The organism is Streptomyces sp. NPDC050625, from assembly GCF_040654755.1.
Classification (GTDB): Bacteria; Actinomycetota; Actinomycetes; order Streptomycetales; family Streptomycetaceae; genus Streptomyces.
Window position 1 is genome coordinate 299,349 of the sequence record NZ_JBFAIQ010000003.1, and the last position, 23,871, is coordinate 323,219.

Below are 23,871 nucleotides of genomic sequence, written 5' to 3' on the forward strand. Positions count from 1 at the left end.
ATCAATCCGTTAAGGAGACCCAGCAATGAGCGCGGAACCGATCATGGAGCTGGTCATGCCGCAAGTGGACCCCATCGACTTGTTGAACGCATTCGAAAAGGCAGCGTCACCGATGCCGATTCGAGCGGAGTACATCGAGGGGACGGGCTACTTGCCACCTCAACCGGAGCATCAACACAACGCAGGTGCCGTGAAGCTCATCGTCCAGTTCCACCTGGCCGGACTCGACACGGCCGGCGTGAACGACGGTTTCCGAGTGCCTCACCCAGATGGTCGGACGATGGCTTTGGTCGTGCCGGACTTCTATGTCTGCCGCCACAACCCGACCGAACTCGACGAGTCGTATTGCAGAGCCAACAAGGGCTGGTATCCCATCGACATGATCGCCCTCGTGGGCGAAGTCACCTCCACCAACCACGAGACCGACACCGGCCCCAAGCTCCGCACGTACGCCGCCGCTGGCATCCCCGTCTATGTCCTCATCAACCGCCACGCCAAGACGGCCCACTGCTACACCGACCCCGTCCTCCCCGGCGACGATCCCACCGAGGCCTACTACAACACCGACCACAAGGTCGGCCTCGGCGACCCGCTCCCCCTCCCGGCCCCCTACCCCACTCTGGACACGACCCCGTTCCTCACCGACTGAGCCGGCCGCACGTCAGTCGGTACGCCTCCTGGACCCAGGCGTCGTCGCCGGGGTCCACTCCGCAGGCCACGGAGTCGCCGTAGCTGCCGAACCACGTCGTCACGCTGCCGTACACGTCATGGCCGGGGCAGGTGGCGGTGAAGCTCGCCTCGACGACCTGCTTGGCGAGGGCGGCGAGGACGCGGTGCGCGGGCACGCTGCCGTCGCTCGTGTCGACCAGGGGCACGACGTTACGCACGAGCACGGGGTGGAACGTGACCGCGCCGACGTCGTCTCATGCCGCTCTCCCCTTGCCTTGTTCGTCACCGGAGGCCTCGGCGAAGATCGCCGAGGCCCGGAGAGCAGTGACTGTAAGCCCTCTGGCCAGGTCCACCCCACCACCCCCGAGGTAACGAGTCTGTTGCCTCGGGGGCGGTGTCTATTGACGCCCCCTTCGTCCTGGGCTTACGTTCCTCCCACCCAATAGGAAACTTTCCTAACAGTGATCATCGGTGATCGACGGCGTACCCCGCCCGACGATCACCCGGGTGGACTTCCCGCCCAGGTCACTGGGAAGCTGGGCAGTCGGAAAGGCAGGTGTCGACCCCATGGCAGGAACCGCCGGTACGCCGGGCACCCCGCGCGTCCTGCGCGCCATGAACGACCGCGCCGCACTGGACCTGCTGCTGGAGCACGGCCCGCTGTCGCGCACCCGGATCGGAAAGCTCACCGGCCTCTCCAAGCCGACCGCCTCCCAGCTGCTGGCCCGTCTGGAGTCGGCGGGACTGGTCCGGGTCACCGGCACCAGCGAGGGCCGGCCGGGCCCCAGCGCGCAGCTGTACTCGGTCGACCCGGCCGCCGCGTACGCCGCGGGGCTCGACGTCACCCCCGGCCGCATCCGCGCCGCCGTCGCCGACATCACCGGCCGCACGGTGGGCGAGTACGAACTCCCCACTCCGGGACGGCGCCCCGCCCATCCGGTCGTCCAGCAGGTCACCGACGCCCTGGACGGCGCGGTGAAGGCGGCGGGACTGGCCCGGGGCGACGTCCGCCGGCTGGTCATCGGCACACCCGGCGCCTTCGACCCCAACACCGGCCGGCTGCGCTACGCCTCCCATCTGCCCGGCTGGCACTCCCCCACGCTGCTCGACGAACTCGCCGCCGCGCTGCCGATGCCGGTGGAGTACGAGAACGACGTCAACCTCGTCGCGATAGCCGAGCAGCGGCTGGGTGCGGCCCGGGGCCACGCGGACTTCGTGCTCCTGTGGAACCAGGAGGGCCTCGGCGCCGCCCTGGTCCTCGGCGGACGGCTGCACCGCGGCTGGACCGGCGGCGCGGGCGAGGTCGGCTTCCTGCCGGTGCCGGGCACGCCCCTGGTGCGCCAGGTGACCAAGGCCAACAGCGGCGGTTACCAGGAGCTGGCCGGTTCGCAGGCCGTACCCCGGCTGGCCCGGGAACTCGGCATCGAGGACCTGCCGACGGGCCCGTACGCGAAGACCGCCGCCGAACTCGTGGCCCGGGCCGCCGATCACACCACCGGACCCCACCACGAGCTGCTGCGGACGTACGCGACCCGGCTCGCCACCGGTCTCGCCTCGCTCGTCTCCGTCCTCGACCCCGAACTCGTCGTCCTCAGCGGCGCCGCCCTCACCGCCGGCGGCGAGGTGCTGCGCGCCCTCGTCCAGGCCGAACTGGAGGAGCTGGCGGCACCGCGTCCACGGCTCGTCGTCGGCGACGTCCGTGAACACCCCGTGCTGCGCGGCGCTCTGGAGACCGCGCTGGCGACCACCCGCGACGAGGTCTTCGACACCTCGCGCTGAGCCCCCGTACCTCCCCCTCTCCTCCCTCCTCCCTCCTCCCCGTCTCCTTCCCCTCCTCCTTCCACCTCCTCTCTCTCGCCCACGCCCCGTCCCTGGGAGACCTCGCCATGCCCACAGCCATACCCAAATTCGCCCGAAACGCGGCTTTTGCCCTCACCGCCTCCGCCGTCCTGCTCACCACCGCCTGTACCGGCCAGTCGAGTTCGGGCGCCGACGACGACGCCTCCAAGGACACCACCATCAACTTCTGGCACGCCTGGAGCGCGCCGAACGAGGTCGCCGGGATCAAGGCGCTGATCGCCGGCTTCGAGAAGGCCCACCCCAACATCCATGTGAACGTCGTCGGCAACATGACCGACGACAAGATCAACCAGGCGCTGCGCACCGGCGGCGACCGGGCCCCCGACGTCATCTCCTCCTTCACCACCAACAACGTCGGCAAGTTCTGCTCGTCGGGCGCCCTGGTCGATCTCAACCCCTTCTTCAAGAAGTCGGGCATCGACCCGGAGGCGACCTTCCCGAAGGCGATGAACGAGTACACCCAGTTCGACGGCAATCGCTGCTCGGTACCGCTGCTGGGTGACGCGTACGGGCTCTACTACAACAAGACGGCGTTCGAGAAGGCGGGCATCGCCGCCCCTCCGAAGACCTGGTCCGAATTCGAGGCCGACGCCAAGAAGCTGACGATCTCCCAGGGCGACAGCTACAAGCAGCTCGGATTCATGCCGAACTACCACGGCTGGGAATCCACCACCGAGCACTACTTCGCCCAGTTCTCCCCGACGTACTTCGACAGCAGCGGAAAGTCCGACCTCGCCAAGGACCCGGCGTTCGAGGCCGGCTTCAAGCTGCAGAAGAAGCTCGTCGACGAACTCGGCGGTTTCCAGAAGCTGGAGAAGTTCCGCTCCACCCTCGGTGACGAATGGGGCGCCAAGCACCCCTTCCACACCGGCCAGGTCGCCATGCAGCTCGACGGCGAGTGGCGTCTGGGCATGGCCGAGGAGGCCAAGCCGAAGTTCGAGATCGGCGTCGCGCCGCTGCCCGTCCCCGACGACCAGGCGGACCAGTACGGCAAGGGCTACATCACCGGCACCATCGCGGGCATCGCCGCCACCAGCAAGAAGCAGAACGCGGCCTGGGAGCTGGTGAAGTACATGACCACCGACACGGACGCGGTGGTGGGCTTCTCCAACGCCATCCACAACGTGCCGTCCACGCTGACCGCGCTGAAGTCGCCGAAGCTGAAGTACGACCCGCGGTTCAAGACGTTCCTGGACATCGCCGCGAACCCGAATTCGACGACGACTCCCGCCTCGATCAACGGCGGTGTGTACCTGGTGACGATCCAGCAGTTCGGATACGACTACGAGAGCGGAAAGGTCACCGATCTCAAGGCGGGGCTGAAGAAGACGGCCGCGCAGATCGACACGGACATCGCCCAGGCGAAGTAATGAGCGCCATCACTCTCGCGTCGAAGCGCCGCCGGGCGGCGCTTCGTACGGCCGCCTTCATGTCGCCCTGGCTGATCGGCTTCGCGGTGTTCTTCGCGTATCCGCTGATCTCGACGGTGTATTTCTCGTTCATGCACTACGACGGTTTCAAACCGCCGACGTGGAGCGGAACGCAGAACTGGACCTACGTCTTCGAGCACTATCCCCTCTTCTGGCCCGCCCTGCGCAACACACTGTGGCTGGTCCTCGTGATGGTCACCCTCCGGGTCGTCTTCGGCCTCGGCGTCGGCATGCTCATCACGAAGATCAAGACGGGTACGGGTGTCTTCCGCACCCTCTTCTACCTGCCCTACCTCGCCCCGCCGGTCGCGGCCACGATGGCCTTCGCCTTCCTGCTCAACCCCGGTACGGGCCCGGTCAACTCCATCCTGGAGAAGACCGGCATCCCGGCGCCGGGCTGGTTCAACGACCCGGCCTGGTCCAAGCCGGCCCTCACGCTGCTGGCCCTGTGGGGCGTCGGCGACCTCATGGTCATCTTCATGGCCGCGCTGCTCGACGTGCCGACGGAGCAGTACGAGGCGGCCGAACTGGACGGCGCGTCGGCCTGGCAGCGCTTCCGGTACGTCACGCTGCCGAACATCTCCCCCATCGTGATGTTCGCGGTCGTCACCGGAGTGATCCAGACGATGCAGTACTACACCCAGCCACTGATCGCGGGGAAGGTCGCCTCCGGGGTGATCCAGGGCGCGGGCACGCAGTTCGAGCCCGGCTATCCGGAGAAGTCCACGCTCACCCTCCCCCAACTCGTCTACAACCTCGGCTTCCAGCGCTTCGACTACGGCTCCGCGTGTGTCGTCGCCCTCGTCCTCTTCGCCCTGTCGATGGTGTTCACCGCGTTCCTGATGCGGCGCCGGGGCGGTCTCATCCAGGCAGGTGACTGACCATGGCCCAGGTACTGGACAAGCCGGTGGAGCTGCGGCCGGCCGTGACGCCCGCCGAGCGCACCGCCCGCCGCAGGGCGCTCCTGGAGTGGATCGCGGTGCACTCCCTCGGGCTCGCCACCGCCCTCTTCTTCACCCTGCCCTTCGTCTTCGTGTTCCTGACCTCGCTGATGAGCGACAGCCAGGCGCTGAGCCGGGATCTGATCCCGCACACCTGGGAGTGGGGCAACTACAAAAAGGTGTTCGACACCCCGGGCTTTCTGACCTGGTGGAAGAACACCCTGATCTACGCCGGCCTGGGCACCGCCCTGACGGTCCTGTCGTCGGTCCCGGTGGCGTACGCGCTCGCCAAGTTCCGCTTCCGGGGCCGGAACCTGTCACTCATGCTGGTGATCTCGATGATGATGCTGCCACCGCAGGTGATCATCATCCCGATGTATCTGTTCTGGGCCAAGCAGCTCGATCTGTCCGGCACGCTGTGGCCGCTGATGATCCCGATGGCGTTCGGCGACGCGTTCTCCATCTTCCTGCTGCGCCAGTTCCTGATGACCATCCCCAACGAGTATCTGGACGCGGCCAGGGTGGACGGCTGCGGCGAGCTGCGGACTTTGCTGAAGGTCGTCCTGCCCATGGCGAAGCCCGGCATCGCGGCCGTCGCGCTCTTCCAGTTCTTCTACGCCTGGAACGACTACTTCGGCCCGCAGATCTACGCGTCCGAGAACCCGGGCGCCTGGACGCTGAGCTACGGCCTGGAGTCCTTCAAGGGTGCGCACCACACCGACTGGAACCTCACCATGGCCGCGACCGTGCTGGTCATGGCCCCCGTGATCCTCGTGTTCTTCTTCGCCCAGAAGGCGTTTGTCGAGGGCGTCACGCTCACCGGAGTGAAGGGTTGACACGTATGAAGCTCACCGTGGTCGGCGGAGGCTCGACCTACACCCCCGAACTCATCGACGGTTTCGCCCGGCTCAGGGACACCCTGCCCATCGAGGAACTGGTCCTGGTGGACCCGGCCGCCGAACGGCTGGAGCTGGTCGGCGGCCTGGCCCGCCGGATCTTCGCCAAGCAGGGCCACCCGGGCCGGATCGTCACCACGTCCGACCTGGACGCGGGCGTCGACGGCGCCGACGCCGTGCTGCTCCAGCTCCGCGTCGGCGGGCAGGCCGCCCGGGAAAAGGACGAGACCTGGCCCCTGGAGTGCGGCTGCATCGGCCAGGAGACCACCGGCGCGGGCGGTCTGGCCAAGGCGCTGCGGACGGTGCCCGTCGTCCTCGACATCGCGGAGCGGGTGCGGCGCGCCAACCCGCGCGCCTGGATCATCGACTTCACCAACCCGGTGGGCATCGTGACCCGTGCGCTGCTCCAGGCCGGGCACCGGGCGGTCGGGCTGTGCAACGTGGCGATCGGCTTCCAGCGGAAGTTCGCCGCGCTGCTCGGTGTGGCAGCGGCCGACGTCCATCTGGACCACGTCGGCCTCAACCACCTCACCTGGGAGACAGGTGTACGGCTCGGCGGTCCCGAGGGCGAGAACGTCCTGCCGAAGCTGCTGGCCGAGCACGGCGACGCCGTCGCCGACGACCTGCGGCTGCCCCGCCCGCTCCTGGACCGGCTCGGCGTGGTCCCCTCGTACTACCTGCGCTACTACTACGCGCACGACGCGGTGGTGCGGGAGCTGCGCACCAAGCCCTCCCGGGCGGCGGAAGTGGCCGCCATGGAACGCGAACTGCTGCGGATGTACGGCGATCCGGCCCTGGACGAGAAGCCGGAGCTGCTCGCCAAGCGGGGCGGTGCCTACTACTCGGAGGCCGCCGTGGACCTGGCCGCGTCGCTGCTGGGCGGCGTCGGCAGCACGTACCAGGTGGTGAACGCGTACAACGGGGGCACGCTGCCCTTCCTGCCGGACGACGCGGTGATCGAGGTGCAGGCGGCGGTCGGCCCGAAGGGGCCCGTCCCGCTGCCGGTGCCCGCGGTGGACCCGCTGTTCGCCGGCCTGGTGGCGAACGTGACGGCGTACGAGGAACTGGCTCTGGAGGCCGCGCTGCGCGGCGGCCGGGACCGGGTCTTCAAGGCGCTGCTGTCCCATCCGCTGATCGGCCAGTACGAGTACGCCGAAGCCCTGACCGACCGACTCGTCGCGCACAACCGGGAGCACCTCGCGTGGGCCTGACCGCAAGTGTCCTCGCCATCGACGCGGGCAACAGCAAGACCGACGTCGCGGTGCTGACGAGGGACGGGGAAGTCCTGGCCACGGCACGCGGCGGCGGGTTCCGGCCGCCGGCCGTGGGGGTGGAGACCGCGGTGGACGAACTGGCCGCGGCCGTCGCGCGGGCCTACGCCGACGCCGGGATCGCCTCCGTCTCCCATGTCTCCGCCTGTCTGGCGAACGCCGATCTGCCCGTGGAGGAGGAACAGCTGGCGACCGCGCTGCACGCGCGCGGGTGGGGCGCGTCGGTGGAGGTCCGCAACGACACGTTCGCGATCCTGCGGGCGGGCATTTCCGAGCCGCGCGGTGTGGCGGTGGTCTGCGGCGCGGGCATCAACTGCGTCGGCATGCGCCCCGACGGACGCACCGCCCGCTTCCCCGCCCTCGGCCGTATCTCCGGCGACTGGGGCGGCGGCTGGGGGCTGGCCGAGGAGGCGCTGTGGCACGCGGCCCGCGCGGAGGACGGGCGCGGGGGCCCGACGGAACTGACCCGGACCCTTCCGGCCCACTTCGGGCTCGACTCGATGTACGCGCTCATCGAGGCCCTGCACCTGGAGCACGTCGCGCACGCCCGGCGCCACGAGTTGACGCCGGTGCTGTTCGAGACGGCCGCGCGCGGTGACGCCGTGGCACGCTCGGTCGTCGCCCGGCTGGCCGAGGAGGTGGTCACCATGGCCACCGTCGCCCTGACCCGGCTCCAGCTGCTGGACGAGGAGACGCCCGTGCTGCTGGGCGGGGGTGTCCTCACCGCCGGCCATCCCCAACTCGACGACGGCATCCGGGACCTGTTGTCGTCGCGGGCACCGAAGGCGGTGGCGCGTGTGGTGACGGCGAGCCCGGTGCTGGGGGCGGCGCTGCTGGGGCTCGACCGGGTGGGCGCGGACGCGGAGGCGCAGGAGCGGGCGCGGGCCCATTGGGAGTCCTGAGCGGGGCGGCCCGTACCAGGGAACCGAACAGATTCCCGCAGCGTATTCATGGGCAGGGGGTGGTGCGGACACCGCACCGCGCCGCAAGTCGACCGGACTGCGATCCGATCAAGATCCAGTGAAGGCCGGTGCGGAATGTCGGTCCGGGCAGCGATACTGGCGGCGAACGATGACCACGGGGGAGGTCAACAGTGACACACCCGCCGACAAGCAGCACGGCACCACCAGGACCGGGGTCCGGCATGCCCACCATGCCGGCCGTCCCGCCCCAGCCCCGACCGCCCGCGCCCGCGGGCCGGCCGGGGCAGCCGCGTCGTACGGCGTTCGCCGAGGGCGCCGAGCGGCTGCGCGCCGCGGCGACCACCGAACCCGGCCGGCTGCGCATCATCGGTGCCGTACTGGCCCTCCTGGTCGTCGCGTTCGGCGCGGTCACCGCCTGGCAGACGACCGACCGCGCGGCCGCCGCGGACGACGTGCTGCACAGCAGCCAGCCGCTCAGCTCGGACGCGGCCGACATCTACCGCTCCCTGGCGGACGCCAACACGGCCGCCTCCAGCGGCTTCCTGGCGGGCGGCCAGGAGACGGCCGCCGCCCGCGACCGGTACGAGAAGGACATCAGCACGGCCGCCGCCAAACTGGTCACGGCGGCCGCGGCCTCCGACCCGGGCTCGCCCTCCGAGGCCGCGATATCCAAGCTCAACAAGCTCCTCCCGGAGTACAAGGGGCTGGTCGAGCGGGCCCGCACCTACAACCGGCAGGGCTATCCGGTCGGCGGCGCCTATCTGCGCTACGCCAACGACAAGATGCAGAACGAGATGCTCCCGGCGGCGGAGGACCTCTACAAGAAGGAGAACGACAAGCTCAGGTCCGACTACGGGAACGCCACCCCCTACCCGTGGGCGGCGATCGCCCTCGGCGTTCTCGTCCTGGCCGCGCTCGCCTGGGCCCAGCACCGCAACTACCGGCGCACCAACCGGGTGCTGAACCACGGCCTGGTCGGCGCCACGGCCTTCGCGACCGTGGTCCTGCTGTGGCTGGTCGTCGGCCACAGCATCGCCCGCGCGGGCCTGAACGACTCCTACGACCACGGCGTGCGTTCGCTGAACGTGCTGCACGACGCCCGGATCGCCTCCCTCAAGGCCCGCGGCAACGAGAACCTGAGCCTGGTGGCCCGCGGCGCCGAGACGATCACGGTCGGCGACACGACGTACGACGCGTTCTACTACGACTTCGACAAGGACATGAAGGCCCTGGGCAAGGGTCTGACCGAGGCGCAGCGGCTGTCCGACGACCAGGCGGGCAGCAAGCCGGTCAAGGCGGCCGAGGGCAATATGACGGTGTGGAAGCAGCGCCACGCGTCGGCCCGTACCGAGGACGAGAACGGCAACTACCAGCAGGCGCTGGACAAGGTGATCGGCGCCAAGGGCGCCACCGGCGAATGCTTCGACAGCGTCGACGACAACCTGAAGACCGCGATCACGCACGAGCAGGCCGAGTTCGGGCAGGCGGCCGGTGACGGCCGGGACGCGATGACCGGACTGCCCATCGGTGCGGCCGTGCTGGCCGTCCTGGGCGCGGCGGGCGCGCTGCTCGGCATCGGGCGCAGGCTTTCGGAGTACCGGTGAAAGGGGGCGTGACGATGAACGCACGCAAGGGCTTTTTTCGCCGGGTGCGGGCCTCCCTGCGCGGCTGGGGCGGAGTGGGCGCGATGGCGGTCGTCTGCGCCGTGGCGCTGGCGTTCGCCCTGCTGCTGCCGCTGACCCAGACGCACGGCGACGGGGACGGCGCCGCGGGCCTCGGCGGCCAGGGCGTGGCCAACGGCAGCCAGGCGCGGGCGGACGGCTGCAAGGACTCGGAGGCCCAGAAGCAGACGCTGTCCCCGTCCGGCGCGGACGGGGACACGATCGACGCGATCAAGGCCCGCCAGGGCGCGAAGCGGAAGCTGATCGTCGGCGTCGACCAGAACAGCTACCACTGGGGCTACCGCAACCCGAACAACAAGGACGCGGAGCTGGAGGGCTTCGACATCGACCTGGTCCACCGGATCGCCCAGGACATCCTCGGCGACCCGAACGCGGTCCAGTTCAAGGCGATCCCGACCAGCCAGCGCATCCCGGCGATCCAGGACGGCCGGGTCGACATGGTCGTGCGCACGATGACCATCAACTGCGACCGACTGGACCAGGTCGCCTTCTCCGCCCCGTACTTCAAGACGGGCCAGACGGTCCTGGCGCCCAAGTCCTCGTCCATCACGGGCTACGACAAGTCGCTGGCGGGAAAGAAGATCTGCACGGCGTCGGGGTCCACGGCGTTCGCCAAGCTGGACGCGGACCGCAAGGCCGGCAAGCTGGTCTCCTCGGCCGACATCGACCACAACGTCCCCAACCAGCTCGACTGCCTGGTGCGGCTGCAACTGGGCGAGGTCGACGCCGTGGTCACCGACGGCGCGCTGGCCGCGAGCCAGGCCGCGCAGGACCCGACGGTCGCCCTGAAGGGTTCCGCCTTCACCACCGAGTACTACGGCGTGGCGATGAAGAAGGACGCCAACGATCTGGTACGCCGGGTCAATCAGATCCTGGTGGGCTACCGCGCCAACGGCTGGCAGGCGTCGTACGACAAGTGGCTGTCGGCGACACTGGGGGAGGACGCGACGCCGTCGAAGCCGCCCGCGCCGGAATATCTGCGCAAGAGCTGACCGGGCGTCACCCGGGCGAACTCCGGGCAGACCTCCGGGAAGACCTCCGGTAGAACGGATCGCGAACACACAGCCGACACAGACCCCACACAGCAGCGAGAGGTGATCGATGGGCGTCACGGACCCCGCCGGGCCGGTGATGGACCGGGACGAGGTGGACCGTGCGCTGGCGCGGCTCGGCGCGGAGCACGAGGCGATCGAGAGCTCGCTGCTCGCCCTGCAGGACCACGCGGGCCGCAGACTCCTCGAAGGCGCCGAGCTGACCGGCACGACCAAGGAACGCTGGACGGCCGCGGACGCGTCGATCACCCTGCTGTGGGCGTACTTCGACGCGTACACGGCCGCGCTGCGCAGCGCCCGGGAGATCCGCGCCCGGCGCCGCTGGTCCAGCCGCGAGGACCTGCTGGAGCTGACCGAGCTGCTGCGCGGGGAGTCCGTCACGGTCGCGGGCAGCGCCACCGCGACGGCGAACGCGCCGACGCTGCTGTCCGCGGCGGGCCGGCTCAGCCAGCAGTTCACGCTGGCGGCGCTCGTGGAGCGGATGAACGAGCTGTACGCGAGCTCGCTGGACATGGTCGTGGCCGCCGACGCGGTGTGGTCGGCGCTGCCCGCCCGCATCGATTTACTCGCCGCGGAGCTCCAGCGCACCCGCAAGCTCGCGCACTCCGTCGGAGTGCGCCCCGGCGAGCACCCGTCCGGCGACGACCTGGAGCGGATCACGCGCACGCTGACGAGGCTGCGCGAGGAGGTCGTCTCCGATCCGCTCGCCTACTGGGTGCCGGCGCCGGGCAGTTCGGCTCCGGGCGGCGGCCGTCCGGACACGACGGTGTACGACCGTGAGGCGCGGGCCCTGGAGGAGGTACGGCGGGAGATCGACGCCGTGCTGACGGTCCGGCAGGACGCCGAGCAGCGCCTGGTGAAACTGCGGGACGTGCTCTCCCGCGCGGACCGCACGCTCGCCGAGGCGCGCACCGCGCGCGGCGAGGTCCTCGCGAAGATCGCCGCCACGGAGGTGCCGGTCGTCAGCGGGCCGCCGACCGTGCTGCAGGAGCAGCTGGCGACCGCCGCCGAGTACCGCAGACAGGCGCAGTGGCACCGTCTGTCCCCGCTCCTGGAGTCCCTGGAGCAGAAGGCGGAGGACGAACTGCTGCGCGCCCGCGAGTCGTTGACCGCGGTCACCGCGCCGCTGGCGGTCCGCGCCGAGCTGCGCGGCCGTCTCGACGCGTACAAGGCGAAGATCGCCCGGCACGGACTCGCGGAGGATCCGTTCCTCGTCGAGCGGTACGACGCGGCGCGCCGCATGCTGTGGAGCGCGCCGTGCGACCTGCGCGTGGCCGAACAGGCCGTACTGCGTTATCAGCAGGCGGCGGCCGAACTGCTGGGCGCCCCGCGGGTGCCGGGGCAGGGCGGGCCTCAGGACCGGAGGGGGGAGTAGCCAGCCATGAGTCAGGCAGGGCAGACATGTCAGCGGCCCGGCTGTGAGGGGTCGTACGAGGACGTGGGCGGCGGTGAGCTGTACTGCGACACATGCGGTCTGGCTCCCGTCGTCTCCGCCAACGGGATGGTCGGTTCGCCGCCCACCGGGATCAGCGGCAGCGGCAAGGGCTCGGCGGGCAGCGCCGGTTCGCGTGCCAGCGCCCGCAGTTCGCGTACGTCGTCGCAGTCGTCGAAGTCACGGCGTTCGGTGTCGGGGCGGCTGTCGCGCTCGGTGTCGGGCAAGTCCACCGGCCGTTCGGTGTCGGTGCGCAGCTCCGGCTCCGCCTCCGGCTCGTCCGGGCGTGCCCGGCTGGGCGCCGGCCTGGTGGCGGTGCCCCAGGTGCCGCGGCCCGACCCGCGCGCGATGGTGCTGGAGAACCCGGAGGTGCCCGAGCGCAAGCGGTTCTGCTCGCGCTCGGACTGCGGGGCGCCGGTGGGTCGGGCACGGGGTGAGCGCGAGGGCCGTACGGAGGGCTTCTGCACCAAGTGCGGCAACCCGTACTCGTTCGTGCCGAAGCTGAAGTCCGGCGACATCGTGCACGGCCAGTACGAGGTCGTGGGCTGTCTGGCGCACGGCGGTCTGGGCTGGATCTACCTCGCGGTGGACCGGGCGGTCTCCGACCGCTGGGTGGTGCTCAAGGGCCTGCTGGACACCGGTGACCAGGACGCGATGGCGGCGGCGATCTCCGAGCGGCGCTTCCTCGCGGAGATCGAGCACGCCAACATCGTGCGGATCTACAACTTCGTGGAGCACCTCGACCAGCGCACCGGCTCGCTCGACGGCTACATCGTCATGGAGTACGTCGGCGGCAAGTCGCTGAAGGAGATCGCCAACGCGCGCCGCACACCGGACGGCAGACGGGATCCGCTGCCGGTGGAGCAGGCGTGCGCGTACGGCATCGAGGCCCTGGAGGCGCTCGGCCATCTGCACAGCCGCAATCTGCTCTACTGCGACTTCAAGGTCGACAACGCGATCCAGACCGAGGACCAGCTCAAGCTGATCGACATGGGCGCGGTGCGCAGGATGGACGACGACGAGTCGGCCATCTACGGCACGGTCGGCTACCAGGCGCCGGAGGTCGCGGAGGTCGGCCCGTCGGTGGCGAGCGACCTCTACACCGTCGGCCGTACGCTCGCCGTGCTGACCTTCGACTTCCAGGGCTACACGAACGTCTTCGTGGACTCCCTGCCGGACCCGGACAACATCGAGGTCTTCCGCCAGTACGAGTCCTTCTACCGGCTGCTGGTCCGCGCCACCGACCCCGACCCGGCGCGCCGGTTCGCCTCCGCCCAGGAGATGTCCGAGCAGCTGACGGGTGTGCTGCGGGAGGTCGTGTCGCTGCAGACGGGGCGGGCGCGGCCCGCGCTGTCGACGCTGCTCGGGCCCGAACTCAAGGTCACCGACACGGAGCTGTTCCCGAAGCCGGACGGGGACGTGTCGCGGCTGGGGGCGAGAGAGGTGCCGTCCGGGAAGCGGAGAGCCTCCGGACAGCAGAGAACTTCCGGAGGGCAGGGGGCCTTTGCCGCGCCCGCTCCGGCGTCCCCGAACGGCGCGGCCGGACTCGTCAAGCCGATCGCCACGCCCGCCGCCGCCCTGGCGCTGCCCGTTCCGCTGGTGGACCCCTCGGACCCCAACGCCGGTTTCCTGGCGGGTCTGATGGCCTCCGCGTCGGGTGAGCTGCTCGGCGCGCTGGCCGCGGCTCCGCAGCAGACCGTCGAGACGCGGCTGCGGCAGATCCGTGCCCGGCTGGAGAACGACGACTCCGAGGCCGCGCTGATGTCCCTGGCGAAGCTGGAGGACGAACAGCCCGACGACTGGCGGGTGGTGTGGTACCGGGGTGTGACCTCGCTGGTCACCGGTGACTTCGAGGCAGCCGCGCTGGCCTTCGACGCGGTCTACGACGCCTTCCCCGGCGAGCCCGCGCCCAAGCTGGCGCTCGGCCTGTGCGCGGAGGTGCTCGGCCAGCTGGACAACGCCGCGGAGTACTACCGGCTGGTGTGGTCGACCGACCCGAGCTATGTGAGCGCGGCGTTCGGCCTGGCCCGTGTGCAGCTCGCGGCGGGCGACCGGCGCAGCGCCGTACGGACGCTGGAGTCGGTCCCGGAGTCCTCGATCCACTACACGGCCGCGCGGGTGGCCGCCGTACGGGCGCGGCTGCGGCAGCGCACGGCGACGGCCGGGGACACGCCGTTCCTGGAGGACCTGACGGCCGCCGCCGGGCAGGTCGAGGCCCTGGACGCATACGGTCTGGACCCGGCACGGCGCGAGCAGTTGTCGGCGGAGGTGCTCGGCAGCGCGCTCGACTGGATACTCTCCGGTGGCCAGGACGCACAGCCTGCCGCCGGCGGGCGGGTGCTGCTCGGCAGCGGCCTGGACGAGCGGGGCCTCCGCTTCGGTCTGGAGCGCTCGTACCGCACGCTGGCCCGGCTCGCGCCCGGCGGCGAGGAAAGGATCGACCTGGTGGAACGGGCCAACCGTTACCGCCCCCGGACGTGGGTGTAGTTGATGTCGCAGATGCCCCAGCAGGCCGCACCGTCGAAGTGCCCGAACTGCGCGGAGCCGCTTGAGTCGGGTGACCGTTTCTGCGGTGCGTGCGGGTACGACCTGTCGGTGGTGCCCACGCCGCCGCAGGACCACCCGACGCTCGCCATGAACGGCGCCGGCGCGTCCGCGGACGGTATGCCCTGGCCCGTCGCCCCCGAGCCGTCCGGCTCCGAGACACCGGCGGCGGTGCATCTGCCGACGGACCTCCCGGGGACCGACTCGGGCGGCTCGCCGCTGTCGCCCGCGTCGGGCTCTCCCGTCTCCCCGGCCTCGGGCGTACGGTTCGACCGGCCGCCGGAGCCCGAGGAGTACCCGCTGCAGGCACCGGACCCGCGGGTGGCCGCCGACCTCGCCGCCGGTGCGGAGAGCAAGGTGTGCGTGGCCTGCCGGGCGGGCCGGGTCGACGACGACGGCTACTGCGAGAACTGCGGGCACGCGCAGCCGCGCGAACGCGACCACATGGAGCAGGAGTCCGGCCCGCTCGCCGCGGTCAGTGACCGCGGGCTGCGCCACCACCGCAACGAGGACGCCTTCGCCATCGGCCACACCGCGCTGCCCGACGGCACGCCCGCGTCCGTGGCGATCGTCTGCGACGGCGTGTCCTCGGCGACCCGTCCCGACGACGCCTCGCTCGCCGCGTCGCAGGCGGCAGGCGAGTCGCTGCTGGCCGCCCTGCCGCGCGGTACGCATCCGCAGCAGGCGATGCACGAGGCGATCGTCGCGGCCTCGCACGCGGTCAACGCGCTGGCCGACGAGCCCGCGACGGCCCGTGAGCACGCCCCGCACCAGAACGCCCCGGCCTGCACGATCGTCGGCGCGGTGGTCACCTCCGGTCTGCTGGTCGTCGGCTGGGTCGGCGACAGCCGCGCCTACTGGGTGCCGGTGGACCGCAGTTCGCCCCCGGCCCGGCTCACCGAGGACGACTCCTGGGCGGCGCAGATGGTCGCCGCGGGCCTGATGAGCGAGGCGGAGGCATACGCCGACGAGCGCGCCCACGCGATCACCGGCTGGCTCGGCGCGGACGCCTATGAACTGGAGCCGCACACCGCCGCCTTCAAGCCGGACCGGGCGGGCGTGGTGGTGGTCTGCACCGACGGCCTGTGGAACTACGCGGAGGCGGCGGAGGAGATGTCCGAGGCCATCCCGTCGGACGCCGCCACCCGCCCGCTGCACAGCGCCCGGGTCCTGGTCGGGCACGCGCTGGACGGCGGGGGCCACGACAACGTAACAGTGGCCGTCGTCCCGTTCCCCGCGCCGCCGCAGGGGGCAGGATCGGCCTGAAGGCGCATACGGAGCCGACAGTCACATACGGGGAACCCTGAGCGGACCGGAGGGGACCGGTCCGCATACAGTCGTCGCCCACGCAACTGGTGGGGTCAGAGGGGGATTCAGAGCAGTCATGGCCAATTTCTCGAAATCCAACGTGCCGCAGTTCTCGATGGACGTGTACCAGAACGAGTACCTGCCGGAGGGCGGCCGCGAGGTCAACGCGATCGTCACCGTGACGGCGACGGGCGGCGGCACCGTCGGGAGCGCGGTCGGCGCGCCGCATCTGTACTCGGCCGGGCAGGGCCCTTCCGCGGCCGTGGCGATCATGGTCGACTGCTCGGGCTCGATGGACTACCCGCCGACCAAGATGCGCAACGCCCGCGACGCCACGGCCGCCGCGATCGACACCCTGCGCGACGGCGTGCACTTCGCGGTGATCGGCGGCACGCACGTCGCCAAGGAGGTCTACCCCGGCAACGGACGGCTCGCCGTCGCCGACGCCACCACCCGGGACCAGGCCAAGCAGGCGCTGCGCAAGCTCAGCGCCGGCGGCGGTACGGCCATCGGCACCTGGCTGCGGCTCGCCGACCGTCTGCTGTCCTCGGCGGACGTCGCCATCCGGCACGGAATCCTGCTCACCGACGGCCGCAACGAGCACGAGTCGCCCGAGGACCTGCGCGCCGCGCTCGACTCCTGCGCCGGTCGCTTCACCTGTGACGCCCGGGGCGTGGGCACCGACTGGGAAGTGAAAGAAGTCACAGCAATCGCCTCCGCCCTGCTCGGCACCGCCGACATCGTCGCCGACCCGACGGGCCTGGCCGCCGACTTCACGCAGATGATGGAGACGGCGATGGGCAAGGAGGTCGCGGACGTCGCCCTGCGGGTGTGGACGCCGGTCGGCACGGCCATCAAGTTCGTCAAGCAAGTGGCGCCGACGGTGGTGGAGTTGACGGACCGTCGCACGGAGGCGGGCCCGCGCGCCGGGGACTACCCGACCGGCTCCTGGGGAGACGAGTCCCGTGACTACCACATCTGCGTCGAGGTCCCCACGGCCGGTCTCGGCCAGGAGATGCTGGCCGCCCGGGTCTCCCTGGTCGTACCGCAGCCGGACGGAACCGTGCAGAACCTCGGCGCCCAGGGCCTGGTGAGGGCCGTGTGGACCGACGACATGGTCGCGTCCACCTCGATCAACCCCCAGGTCGCCCACTACACCGGCCAGGCCGAACTGGCACAGGCCATCCAACAGGGGCTGGACCTTCGCAAAGCGGGCGATATGGATGGAGCAACGGCCAAACTGGGCCGGGCCGTTCAGCTCGCGAGCGCCTCCGGGAACGCCGATACTGCGAAACTGCTTGCGAAGGTGGTGGACGTGGTGGATGCCGCGACGGGTACTGTGCGACTGAAGGCGAAGGTCGCGGAGGCCGACGAGATGACCCTCGAGACCCGGTCCACAAAGACTGTTCGTGTAAAGAAGTGACCTAGAGCGAGCTCAGGAAAATCCTGACAGAGAGGGGGAAGCGCCGACATGCCGACCTGCCCGAACGGACACCAGTCGGGTTCCGACGACTGGTGCGAGGTCTGCGGTCACCGCATGGCCGGTGCCGTACCTCCGCCTCCCCCGCCGCCGCCGGCCGGCGGCGGATACGGCTTCCCGCCACCGCCTCCGGGCGGCCCCGGCGGACGCCCCGCCGGCCGACCGAACCTGTCCGCCGTGCCGGACCTGGAACCGGAGCTCTGCCCGCAGTGCCGTACGCCCCGCGAGGGCGGCGCGCCGTTCTGCGAGGAGTGCCGGTGGAACTTCCTCACCAACACGGCCACCTCGTACACCCCGGCCGCCCCTCCGCGGCCCGCCGGCCCCGGCCAGGGTGCCCCGCGTTTCCAGCCGCCGCCCGGCCAGTCCTACGGCGGTGGTGACTCGTACGAGTACCAGGGCTCGCGCCCCTCGCAGATGAACCGTCCCGCTGAGCCGATCCCGCAGTTCGGCAGCGAGCCGTCGGGGCCGACGCCGTTCGGCGGCGAGCGCGGCCAGGGCGGTCCGCCGCCCTTCGGCGAGCGCGGCCCCGGCGGCCCCGGCCCCTCGGCGTTCGGCGGCGGGCAGGGTCCCTCCGGCCGCCCGGACTTCGGCGGGGGCCAGGCTCCCGGCGGTCCGCCGCCCTTCGGCCGTGAGCCCTCCGGTCCTCCCGGGCCGCCCGGCGCCTTCGGCGGCGACCCCTCGCGGCCGGTTCCGCCGCCCCCGGGTCCCGGTGCCACGACGGGTGGCCCTCCGCAGGCCTTCCAGCAGCCCGGTCCGCCCGCGCCCCCGGCCTTCCCGCAGGAGACCGGCCGGCCGCCGGCCGGCGGTCCGTCCTTCGGCGGCGGTGACGACGACTGGGTCATCTCCCCGCCGTCCACCGGCCAGGGCGGTGGCTACGGCTACCCGCAGCCCGGCGCCACCCAGGCCCCGTCCGGCCCCGCCTTCGGGCAGGTGCCGCAGGGGCCGGTCACCTGGACGGCGACCATCGGCCCGGACCGCGACTACTTCATGGCGATGATGCAGCGCTCGGGACCGGAGGCCACGGGTCTCAACCTGCCCGCGTACTCGCCCGAGCAGCAGCGCACGCTCACCGGCAACCAGGTCACCATCGGCCGCCGCCGCCACTCCACCGGAGACACCCCCGACATCGACCTGGCGGTGCCGCCGGAGGACCCGGGCGTCTCGCACCAGCACGCGGTCCTGGTCCAGCAGCCGGACGGCACCTGGGCGGTCGTCGACCAGAACTCGACGAACGGTACGACGGTCAACGGCTCGGAGGAGCCGATCCAGCCCTTCGTGCCGGTGCCGCTGCAGGACGGGGACCGGGTGCACGTGGGCGCCTGGACGACGATCACGATCCGGCGCGGCTGAGCACCGGTCAGTCCGGGAGGGGCCAGGCGTACGGCCCCTCCGGGTCGTCCAGCCATGCCCATGCCCGCTCGGCGCCGACCGTGATGCCGTAGCGCTCGCGCTCCGGCATGCCCTCGTGGTCCCAGAGCACAAACGCCTCCCGCGGCTCCAGGGCGCCCCGGGTCAGGGCCAGCAGGAACCGGAACAGCTCGTGTCCCCGGGCCCGGCGCGGCACTCCGGCCAGGGGCGGCGGCTCCGCCTCGGACCGGTGCTCGCCGCGCAGCGGCACGAAGTAGGCGGGCGTGTGCAGGAAGCGGCCCTCGGCGTGTCCGCTGTCCCGCACGGCCAGCGCGATCAGACCGGTGGACAGCGGTGCCAGGATCCGGGCGCCGGGGCCGCACTGGGCGAGCCAGGCGCGCGGGACCGTCGGCAGGGTGCAGGTCGCGATGATCCGGTCGAAGGGGGCGCGCGCGGGGACTCCGCGCGCTCCGTCGCCGGTGACCACCACCGGGTGGTACCCGGCCGCCGCCAGGTGCTGCCGGGCCAACTCGGTGATCTCCGGATCCAGGTCGACGGTGGTGACGAGGTCGTCGTCGCCGAGCCGGTGGGCGAGCAGGGCCGCGTTGTAGCCGGTGCCCGTGCCGATCTCCAGGACCCGGTCGCCGTCCCGCACCCGCAGCGCGACCAGCATGTCCGCCATCAGCGAGGGCTGGCTGCTGGACGTGACCAGCTCGCCGTCGCGCACCCGCGTGGCCAGCGGGCTGTCCGCGTAGGCACCGCGCACCCAGCGCTCGCGCTCCTCCGGATCGGGACTCTCGCTCCAGCAGCGCGCGTAGCCGCCCAGGACACCGATGTAGTAGTACGGCACGAAGAGGTGCCGCGGCACCTGCTCGAAGGCCTCCCGCCACACCGGGTCCTCGTCCCAGGCGCCGCTCTCGTCGATTTCCCGCACCAGCGCCGCCCGCGCCGAGGCGGCGATGTCGTCCAGGTCCCTGCCGGGAGCATGCGCGCCCATGGGTCCACTGTGCGGCGCCGGACGACGGGAGGCGAGCACGGGCGGATGTCCGCCGGTCCTACGCCTTGAGTCCTGGGTCATCCGGTCTGAGACCATGTACGGGTGAACGAGATTCGGCGCGGCACACTTCAGGAGCAGACCTTCTACGAGCAGGTCGGCGGCGAGGAGACCTTCCGCCGGCTGGTCCACCGGTTCTACGAGGAGGTGGCCGAGGACCCGTTCCTGCGGCCGATGTACCCGGAGGAGGACCTGGGCCCGGCCGAGGAGCGGCTGACCCTGTTCCTGATGCAGTACTGGGGCGGCCCGACGACCTACAGCGACAACCGCGGCCACCCCCGCCTTCGTATGCGCCACGCCCCCTTCACGGTCGACCGGGCCGCGCACGACGCCTGGCTGAAGCACATGAGGGTGGCCGTCGAGGAGCTCGGCCTGTCCGAGGAGCACGAGCGGACGCTGTGGAACTACCTGACGTACGCGGCGGCCTCGATGGTGAACACCCCGGAGTGAGCACGGCGGTGCTCCCCGCCCCGATGAGCGTCGGATTCCGGTCGTAGGACGCCGGAATCCGGTCACGATCCGGTCAAGTCCGGTTCTCAAGCGCTTACCTCCGGGCGGTCCCCTCTGTCAGCATCGCCGGAAGGTCTGGAAGTCCGGACAACACGGGGGCAGGGTGACGGGGTTCGTCCTTGTACGCGCACGGGCACACCGCCTGCTGCTCGCCGCCGCGCTGCTCACCGTCCTGCTGACCACGGCGGTCCTGGCGACCCTCACCGCGTACTCGGACGCGATCGGCGACGCCGCCCTGCGCCACTCCCTGAACGGCTCCCGCAACGCCGCCGACACCGCGCTGATCGTCAGGGCCGAGGTGCCCGCCGCTCGGCGCCCGGCCGCCGACGCCACCGTGCTCAAGGGGGCGCGGCGGACCTTCGACGGACTGCCGGTGACCGTACGGACCCTGGTCCGGTCCGGGCCGTACGCCCTGCCCCGCACCCTGCGGCCCCCGGCGGACCGCTCGGGCGACCCGGACCTCACCTATTTCGCGGCACTGGACCGCAGCCAGGTGCGGCTGGTCTCGGGGCGGCTCCCGCGGCCCGCCTCGGACGGCGTCGAGGTGGCCCTGCCCCGGACCGCCGCCCAGCGGCTCGGACTTGAGGCGGGCGCCCGGCTCACCCTCGCCGACCGGCTCGGCGGCCGCGCGGTACGGATCCGGGTGACCGGGCTGTACCGTCCCGCCACCGTCACCGCGGCCTACTGGCAGCTCGACGACCTGCTCGGCCGCGGCATCAAGAAGTCCGGCTTCACGACGTACGGCCCCCTGCTCGCCGCCCCCTCCGTCCTCGCCGACGGAACGGTGAGCGCCGGGCCGTCCGCGTGGCTGGCGTCGGCCGACTTCACCCCGCTGACGACCGGGCGGATCGGCGCGCTGCGCGAGGCGGCCAGGCACGGCAGTGCCGCGCTGCGCAAGCCGTCCGGGCTGAGCGGTGTGACGGCCTCGGCCACCTCCCTGCCCGATGTCCTGGACCGCATCGACCGCGCGCTGCTCGTCTCCCGCTCCACCCTCCTGATCGTCGCCCTCCAGCTCGCCCTGCTCGCCGGTTACGCCCTGCTCCTCGTGGCCCGGCTGCTGAGCGTCGAACGCGCGGGCGAGATGCGGCTGCTGCGGGCGCGCGGCGCCTCCCGGGCCCGGGTCACGGGGCTCGCCGCCGGGGAGGCGCTGCTGCTCGCGGTGCCCGCTGCCGTGTGCGCGCCGCTGCTCGCCGGTCCGTTGACCCGACTGCTGGCCGGGCGGGGCGCGCTGGCCCGGATCGGACTGCACCTGGACGCGCCGTCGGGCGGACGGGGCGGGGTGTGGCTGGTGGCGGCGGGCGTGGCGCTGGGCTGCGCGCTGGCGGTGACGGTGCCCGCCCTGGCCGGTGAACGCAGCGGCTCCCCTGCCGACGCGGCCCGGCCGCGCCCCTCCCGCGACTCCTCGGCGCACCGGGTCCGGGGCGCGTCCGCCGGCCGGTTCCGGGTGGGCCGGGGCCGGGTGACGGCCGGCGTGCGGCAACGGTCCGGCGGGGCGCTGCCCGCTCCGGTGCGCGCCGGTGCCGACGTCGGGCTGCTGGCGGTGGCGGGGGTGGCGTACTGGCAGCTGAACCGGCAGACCTCGGGTGCCGTCGGCGCCGACCGGTCCGGGACGCTCGGCATCGATCCGCTGCTGGTCGCGGCGCCCGCGCTGGCGCTGCTCGCCGGGACGGTGCTGACACTGCGGCTGCTGCCGCCGGTGGCCCGGCTCGCGGAGCGGCGGGCGGCGGCCGGGCGCGGGCTGCCGGTGGCGCTGGCGGGGTGGCAGTTCAGCCGCCGCCCGATGCGCGGCGCGGGGCCGGTGCTGCTGCTCGTCCTCGCCGTCGCGCTCGGCATGCTGGCGATCGGGCAGGGCGCCTCCTGGGACCGCTCGCAGAACGACCAGGCGGACTTCCGGGCCGGCGTGCCGGTACGGGTCCAGGCCGCCGGGGACGCCGGACTCGGCCGCACCGAGACCTTCGCCGGCCTCCCGCACGTACGCGAGGCCGCCCCTGCCGCACGCACCGCGCAGCCCCTGTCCGGCGACCGCACGGCGACCGTGCTCGCCCTGGACACGGCGCACATGGCGGACGCGGTGCTGATGCGCCGGGACCTGGCGTCCGGACCGGTGCCGCCGATGCTGGCCGCGCTGGCACCGAAGGGCTCCCCGGCCGGCACCCGGGTACCCGCGGGCACGACCCGGCTGCGGCTCGCGGCGGGCATCCACAGCTCCACCGGGCCCGGCACGACGGTCGAGGTGACGGCGACGCTGGAGGACCGCTCCGGAATCCCGTACGACCTCTCGCTCGGCCAGTTGCCCACCGACGGCCGCACCCACGCCCTGGTCCTCGACCTCACCTCCTCCCCCGGCCCCTCGACGCTCACCGGCCTGCGCCTCGACATGCCCCAGCCCGGCGACCGGGCCGAGCGACACCGCCTCACCGTCTCGGAGTTGACCGCCACGGACGCGGCCGGAACGGTACGGCGGCTGTCCCTCCCCGGTTCCTGGACCGCGACCACGCAGACCAGCGGCGACGTCTACGCCAACGCGGCCACCGGCCCCACCCGGCCGCGGGTGCGCTCGACCACGCCGCTGACCGTCGACTACGGCACGGGATACCTCCCGGACGAGGACATGTGGACCGTGTCCTCCGTGACGGTCCGGCTGCGGGTGGCGCAGCCCCGGGCGCCCGAGGTCACCGCCGTCGCCACCGACCGTTTCCTCACCTCGGCGGGCGCCCGCACCGGGCAGCGCGTGGACGTGACGTTCGGCGGCGAGAGCCTGCCGGTGCGGATCGTACGGAGTGTGCGGGCCCTGCCCACCACGGACGACCCGGCGAACTCCGGGGAGCAGGACGGCGGGGCCGTGCTGGTCGATCTGCGGTCGGTCAACCGTGCGTTTCAGGCGCGGTACGGCCAGAGCGTCACGCCCACCGAGTGGTGGCTGCGGACCGCACCGGGCGACGCCGCCGCGGTGGCCGCCGCCGTGCGGGCGATGCCGGACGTCGATCCCGGGCAGGTCGTGGTGCGCGACGAGATCGCCGCCGAGCTGCGTGACGATCCCTTCGGCGCGGGCCCCGAGGCCGCGTTCGCCGCGGCGGCCGTGGTGGCGGCGGCGCTCGCCGCGGTCGGCTTCGCGGTGAGCGCGGCCGGATCGCTGCGGGAGCGGGGCGCAGAGTTCGCGGTGCTGCGCGCGCTGGGCGCCTCCCGCCGTCGGCTGGCCCGGATGATCGCCGCCGAGCAGGGCGTCCTGCTGGTGCTGGCCCTGGTGGTGGGCGTCGCCCTGGGCACCGTGCTGACCCGGGCCGTACTCCCGCTGATCGTGCTGACCTCCCGGGCGACCCGGCCCGTACCGACGCTGCTGGTCGAACTCCCGCCCGGCCGGGTGGCGTTGCTGCTGGCGGGGGTGGCGGCCGCCCCGCTGCTCGTCACGGCGGCACTCGCGCTGCGGCGCGCGGATCCGTCGAACGCACTGCGCGACCAGGGAGGCGAGTGA

The 23,871-nt window shown here is 72.1% G+C and carries 18 protein-coding genes; 16 read left to right on the forward strand and 2 right to left on the reverse strand.

Annotated elements, in window-relative coordinates:
• The first annotated feature begins 25 nt into the window (after positions 1–25).
• Positions 26–649 carry a Uma2 family endonuclease gene (locus AB0I54_RS08865; protein WP_363295218.1) on the forward strand — a complete coding sequence of 208 codons (624 nt, stop codon included), beginning with the start codon at positions 26–28 and terminating at the stop codon, positions 647–649.
• On the opposite strand, the gene AB0I54_RS08870 is transcribed toward AB0I54_RS08865, so the two are convergent.
• A complete protein-coding gene (locus tag AB0I54_RS08870; protein WP_363295219.1) occupies positions 639–893 on the reverse strand; it encodes a hypothetical protein in 255 nt (84 codons plus the stop codon). The two genes, AB0I54_RS08865 and AB0I54_RS08870, sit on opposite strands and share 11 nt — an antisense overlap.
• Positions 894–1,236: 343 nt before the next feature.
• On the opposite strand from AB0I54_RS08870, the gene AB0I54_RS08875 reads away from it, so the two are divergent.
• From AB0I54_RS08875 to AB0I54_RS08935, 13 genes are all read left to right on the forward strand, one after another.
• The gene (locus tag AB0I54_RS08875; RefSeq protein WP_363295220.1) at positions 1,237–2,448 is read left to right on the forward strand and encodes an ROK family transcriptional regulator; all 1,212 of its coding nucleotides are present in this window, start codon (positions 1,237–1,239) and stop codon (positions 2,446–2,448) included.
• 107 nt (positions 2,449–2,555) lie between these two features.
• On the forward strand, positions 2,556–3,899 hold the full coding sequence (locus tag AB0I54_RS08880; RefSeq protein WP_363295221.1) for an ABC transporter substrate-binding protein: 1,344 nt from the start codon (positions 2,556–2,558) through the stop codon (positions 3,897–3,899).
• Complete coding sequence (locus tag AB0I54_RS08885; protein WP_363295222.1) at positions 3,899–4,840, forward strand: sugar ABC transporter permease; 942 nt, start codon at positions 3,899–3,901, stop codon at positions 4,838–4,840. The genes AB0I54_RS08880 and AB0I54_RS08885 overlap by 1 nt, the downstream gene beginning before the upstream one ends.
• Before the next feature lie 2 nt (positions 4,841–4,842).
• The gene (locus tag AB0I54_RS08890; RefSeq protein WP_363295223.1) at positions 4,843–5,736 is read left to right on the forward strand and encodes a carbohydrate ABC transporter permease; all 894 of its coding nucleotides are present in this window, start codon (positions 4,843–4,845) and stop codon (positions 5,734–5,736) included.
• Positions 5,737–5,741: 5 nt separating this feature from the next.
• Positions 5,742–7,007, forward strand: a complete 1,266-nt coding sequence (locus AB0I54_RS08895; RefSeq protein ID WP_363295224.1) for a 6-phospho-beta-glucosidase — start codon at positions 5,742–5,744, stop codon at positions 7,005–7,007.
• Complete coding sequence (locus AB0I54_RS08900) at positions 6,998–7,969, forward strand: BadF/BadG/BcrA/BcrD ATPase family protein (protein WP_363295225.1); 972 nt, start codon at positions 6,998–7,000, stop codon at positions 7,967–7,969. The genes AB0I54_RS08895 and AB0I54_RS08900 overlap by 10 nt, the downstream gene beginning before the upstream one ends.
• Positions 7,970–8,220: 251 nt before the next feature.
• Entirely contained in the window at positions 8,221–9,594 is a 1,374-nt protein-coding gene (locus tag AB0I54_RS08905; RefSeq protein WP_363295511.1) for a hypothetical protein, read from the forward strand.
• A 14-nt stretch (positions 9,595–9,608) separates the two neighbouring features.
• Positions 9,609–10,664, forward strand: coding sequence for a glutamate ABC transporter substrate-binding protein (locus AB0I54_RS08910; protein WP_363295226.1), 1,056 nt, complete (start codon positions 9,609–9,611; stop codon positions 10,662–10,664).
• Between the two features lie 109 nt (positions 10,665–10,773).
• A complete protein-coding gene (locus AB0I54_RS08915) occupies positions 10,774–12,099 on the forward strand; it encodes a hypothetical protein (RefSeq protein ID WP_363295227.1) in 1,326 nt (441 codons plus the stop codon).
• A gap of 6 nt (positions 12,100–12,105) precedes the next feature.
• A complete protein-coding gene (locus AB0I54_RS08920; RefSeq protein WP_363295228.1) occupies positions 12,106–14,643 on the forward strand; it encodes a tetratricopeptide repeat protein in 2,538 nt (845 codons plus the stop codon).
• 3 nt (positions 14,644–14,646) lie between these two features.
• Positions 14,647–15,966: a PP2C family serine/threonine-protein phosphatase gene (locus tag AB0I54_RS08925; protein ID WP_363295229.1), complete on the forward strand. Its 1,320-nt coding sequence runs from the start codon at positions 14,647–14,649 to the stop codon at positions 15,964–15,966.
• 118 nt (positions 15,967–16,084) lie between these two features.
• The gene (locus AB0I54_RS08930) at positions 16,085–17,431 is read left to right on the forward strand and encodes a VWA domain-containing protein (RefSeq protein WP_363295230.1); all 1,347 of its coding nucleotides are present in this window, start codon (positions 16,085–16,087) and stop codon (positions 17,429–17,431) included.
• A gap of 48 nt (positions 17,432–17,479) precedes the next feature.
• Positions 17,480–18,838: an FHA domain-containing protein gene (locus AB0I54_RS08935; protein WP_363295231.1), complete on the forward strand. Its 1,359-nt coding sequence runs from the start codon at positions 17,480–17,482 to the stop codon at positions 18,836–18,838.
• 7 nt (positions 18,839–18,845) lie between these two features.
• Here AB0I54_RS08935 and AB0I54_RS08940 read toward each other — a convergent pair whose 3' ends face one another.
• Positions 18,846–19,832 carry a methyltransferase domain-containing protein gene (locus AB0I54_RS08940; RefSeq protein ID WP_363295232.1) on the reverse strand — a complete coding sequence of 329 codons (987 nt, stop codon included), beginning with the start codon at positions 19,830–19,832 and terminating at the stop codon, positions 18,846–18,848.
• Between the two features lie 102 nt (positions 19,833–19,934).
• Here AB0I54_RS08940 and AB0I54_RS08945 point away from each other — a divergent pair, with 102 nt between their 5' ends.
• Both AB0I54_RS08945 and AB0I54_RS08950 read left to right on the forward strand, forming a co-directional pair.
• Positions 19,935–20,339: a globin gene (locus tag AB0I54_RS08945; RefSeq protein WP_363295233.1), complete on the forward strand. Its 405-nt coding sequence runs from the start codon at positions 19,935–19,937 to the stop codon at positions 20,337–20,339.
• Between the two features lie 163 nt (positions 20,340–20,502).
• Entirely contained in the window at positions 20,503–23,871 is a 3,369-nt protein-coding gene (locus AB0I54_RS08950) for an FtsX-like permease family protein (protein WP_363295234.1), read from the forward strand.

Coding starts and splice junctions, on each gene's coding strand:
- AB0I54_RS08905 (WP_363295511.1), top strand. CDS start 8,221: ATGCCGGCCGTCCCGCCCCAGCCCCGACCGCCCGCGCCCGCGGGCCGG.
- AB0I54_RS08895 (WP_363295224.1), top strand. CDS start 5,742: ATGAAGCTCACCGTGGTCGGCGGAGGCTCGACCTACACCCCCGAACTC.
- AB0I54_RS08885 (WP_363295222.1), top strand. CDS start 3,899: ATGAGCGCCATCACTCTCGCGTCGAAGCGCCGCCGGGCGGCGCTTCGT.
- AB0I54_RS08925 (WP_363295229.1), top strand. CDS start 14,647: ATGTCGCAGATGCCCCAGCAGGCCGCACCGTCGAAGTGCCCGAACTGC.
- AB0I54_RS08940 (WP_363295232.1), bottom strand. CDS start 19,832: ATGGGCGCGCATGCTCCCGGCAGGGACCTGGACGACATCGCCGCCTCG.
- AB0I54_RS08915 (WP_363295227.1), top strand. CDS start 10,774: ATGGGCGTCACGGACCCCGCCGGGCCGGTGATGGACCGGGACGAGGTG.
- AB0I54_RS08880 (WP_363295221.1), top strand. CDS start 2,556: ATGCCCACAGCCATACCCAAATTCGCCCGAAACGCGGCTTTTGCCCTC.
- AB0I54_RS08930 (WP_363295230.1), top strand. CDS start 16,085: ATGGCCAATTTCTCGAAATCCAACGTGCCGCAGTTCTCGATGGACGTG.
- AB0I54_RS08935 (WP_363295231.1), top strand. CDS start 17,480: ATGCCGACCTGCCCGAACGGACACCAGTCGGGTTCCGACGACTGGTGC.
- AB0I54_RS08890 (WP_363295223.1), top strand. CDS start 4,843: ATGGCCCAGGTACTGGACAAGCCGGTGGAGCTGCGGCCGGCCGTGACG.
- AB0I54_RS08920 (WP_363295228.1), top strand. CDS start 12,106: ATGAGTCAGGCAGGGCAGACATGTCAGCGGCCCGGCTGTGAGGGGTCG.
- AB0I54_RS08865 (WP_363295218.1), top strand. CDS start 26: ATGAGCGCGGAACCGATCATGGAGCTGGTCATGCCGCAAGTGGACCCC.
- AB0I54_RS08875 (WP_363295220.1), top strand. CDS start 1,237: ATGGCAGGAACCGCCGGTACGCCGGGCACCCCGCGCGTCCTGCGCGCC.
- AB0I54_RS08910 (WP_363295226.1), top strand. CDS start 9,609: ATGAACGCACGCAAGGGCTTTTTTCGCCGGGTGCGGGCCTCCCTGCGC.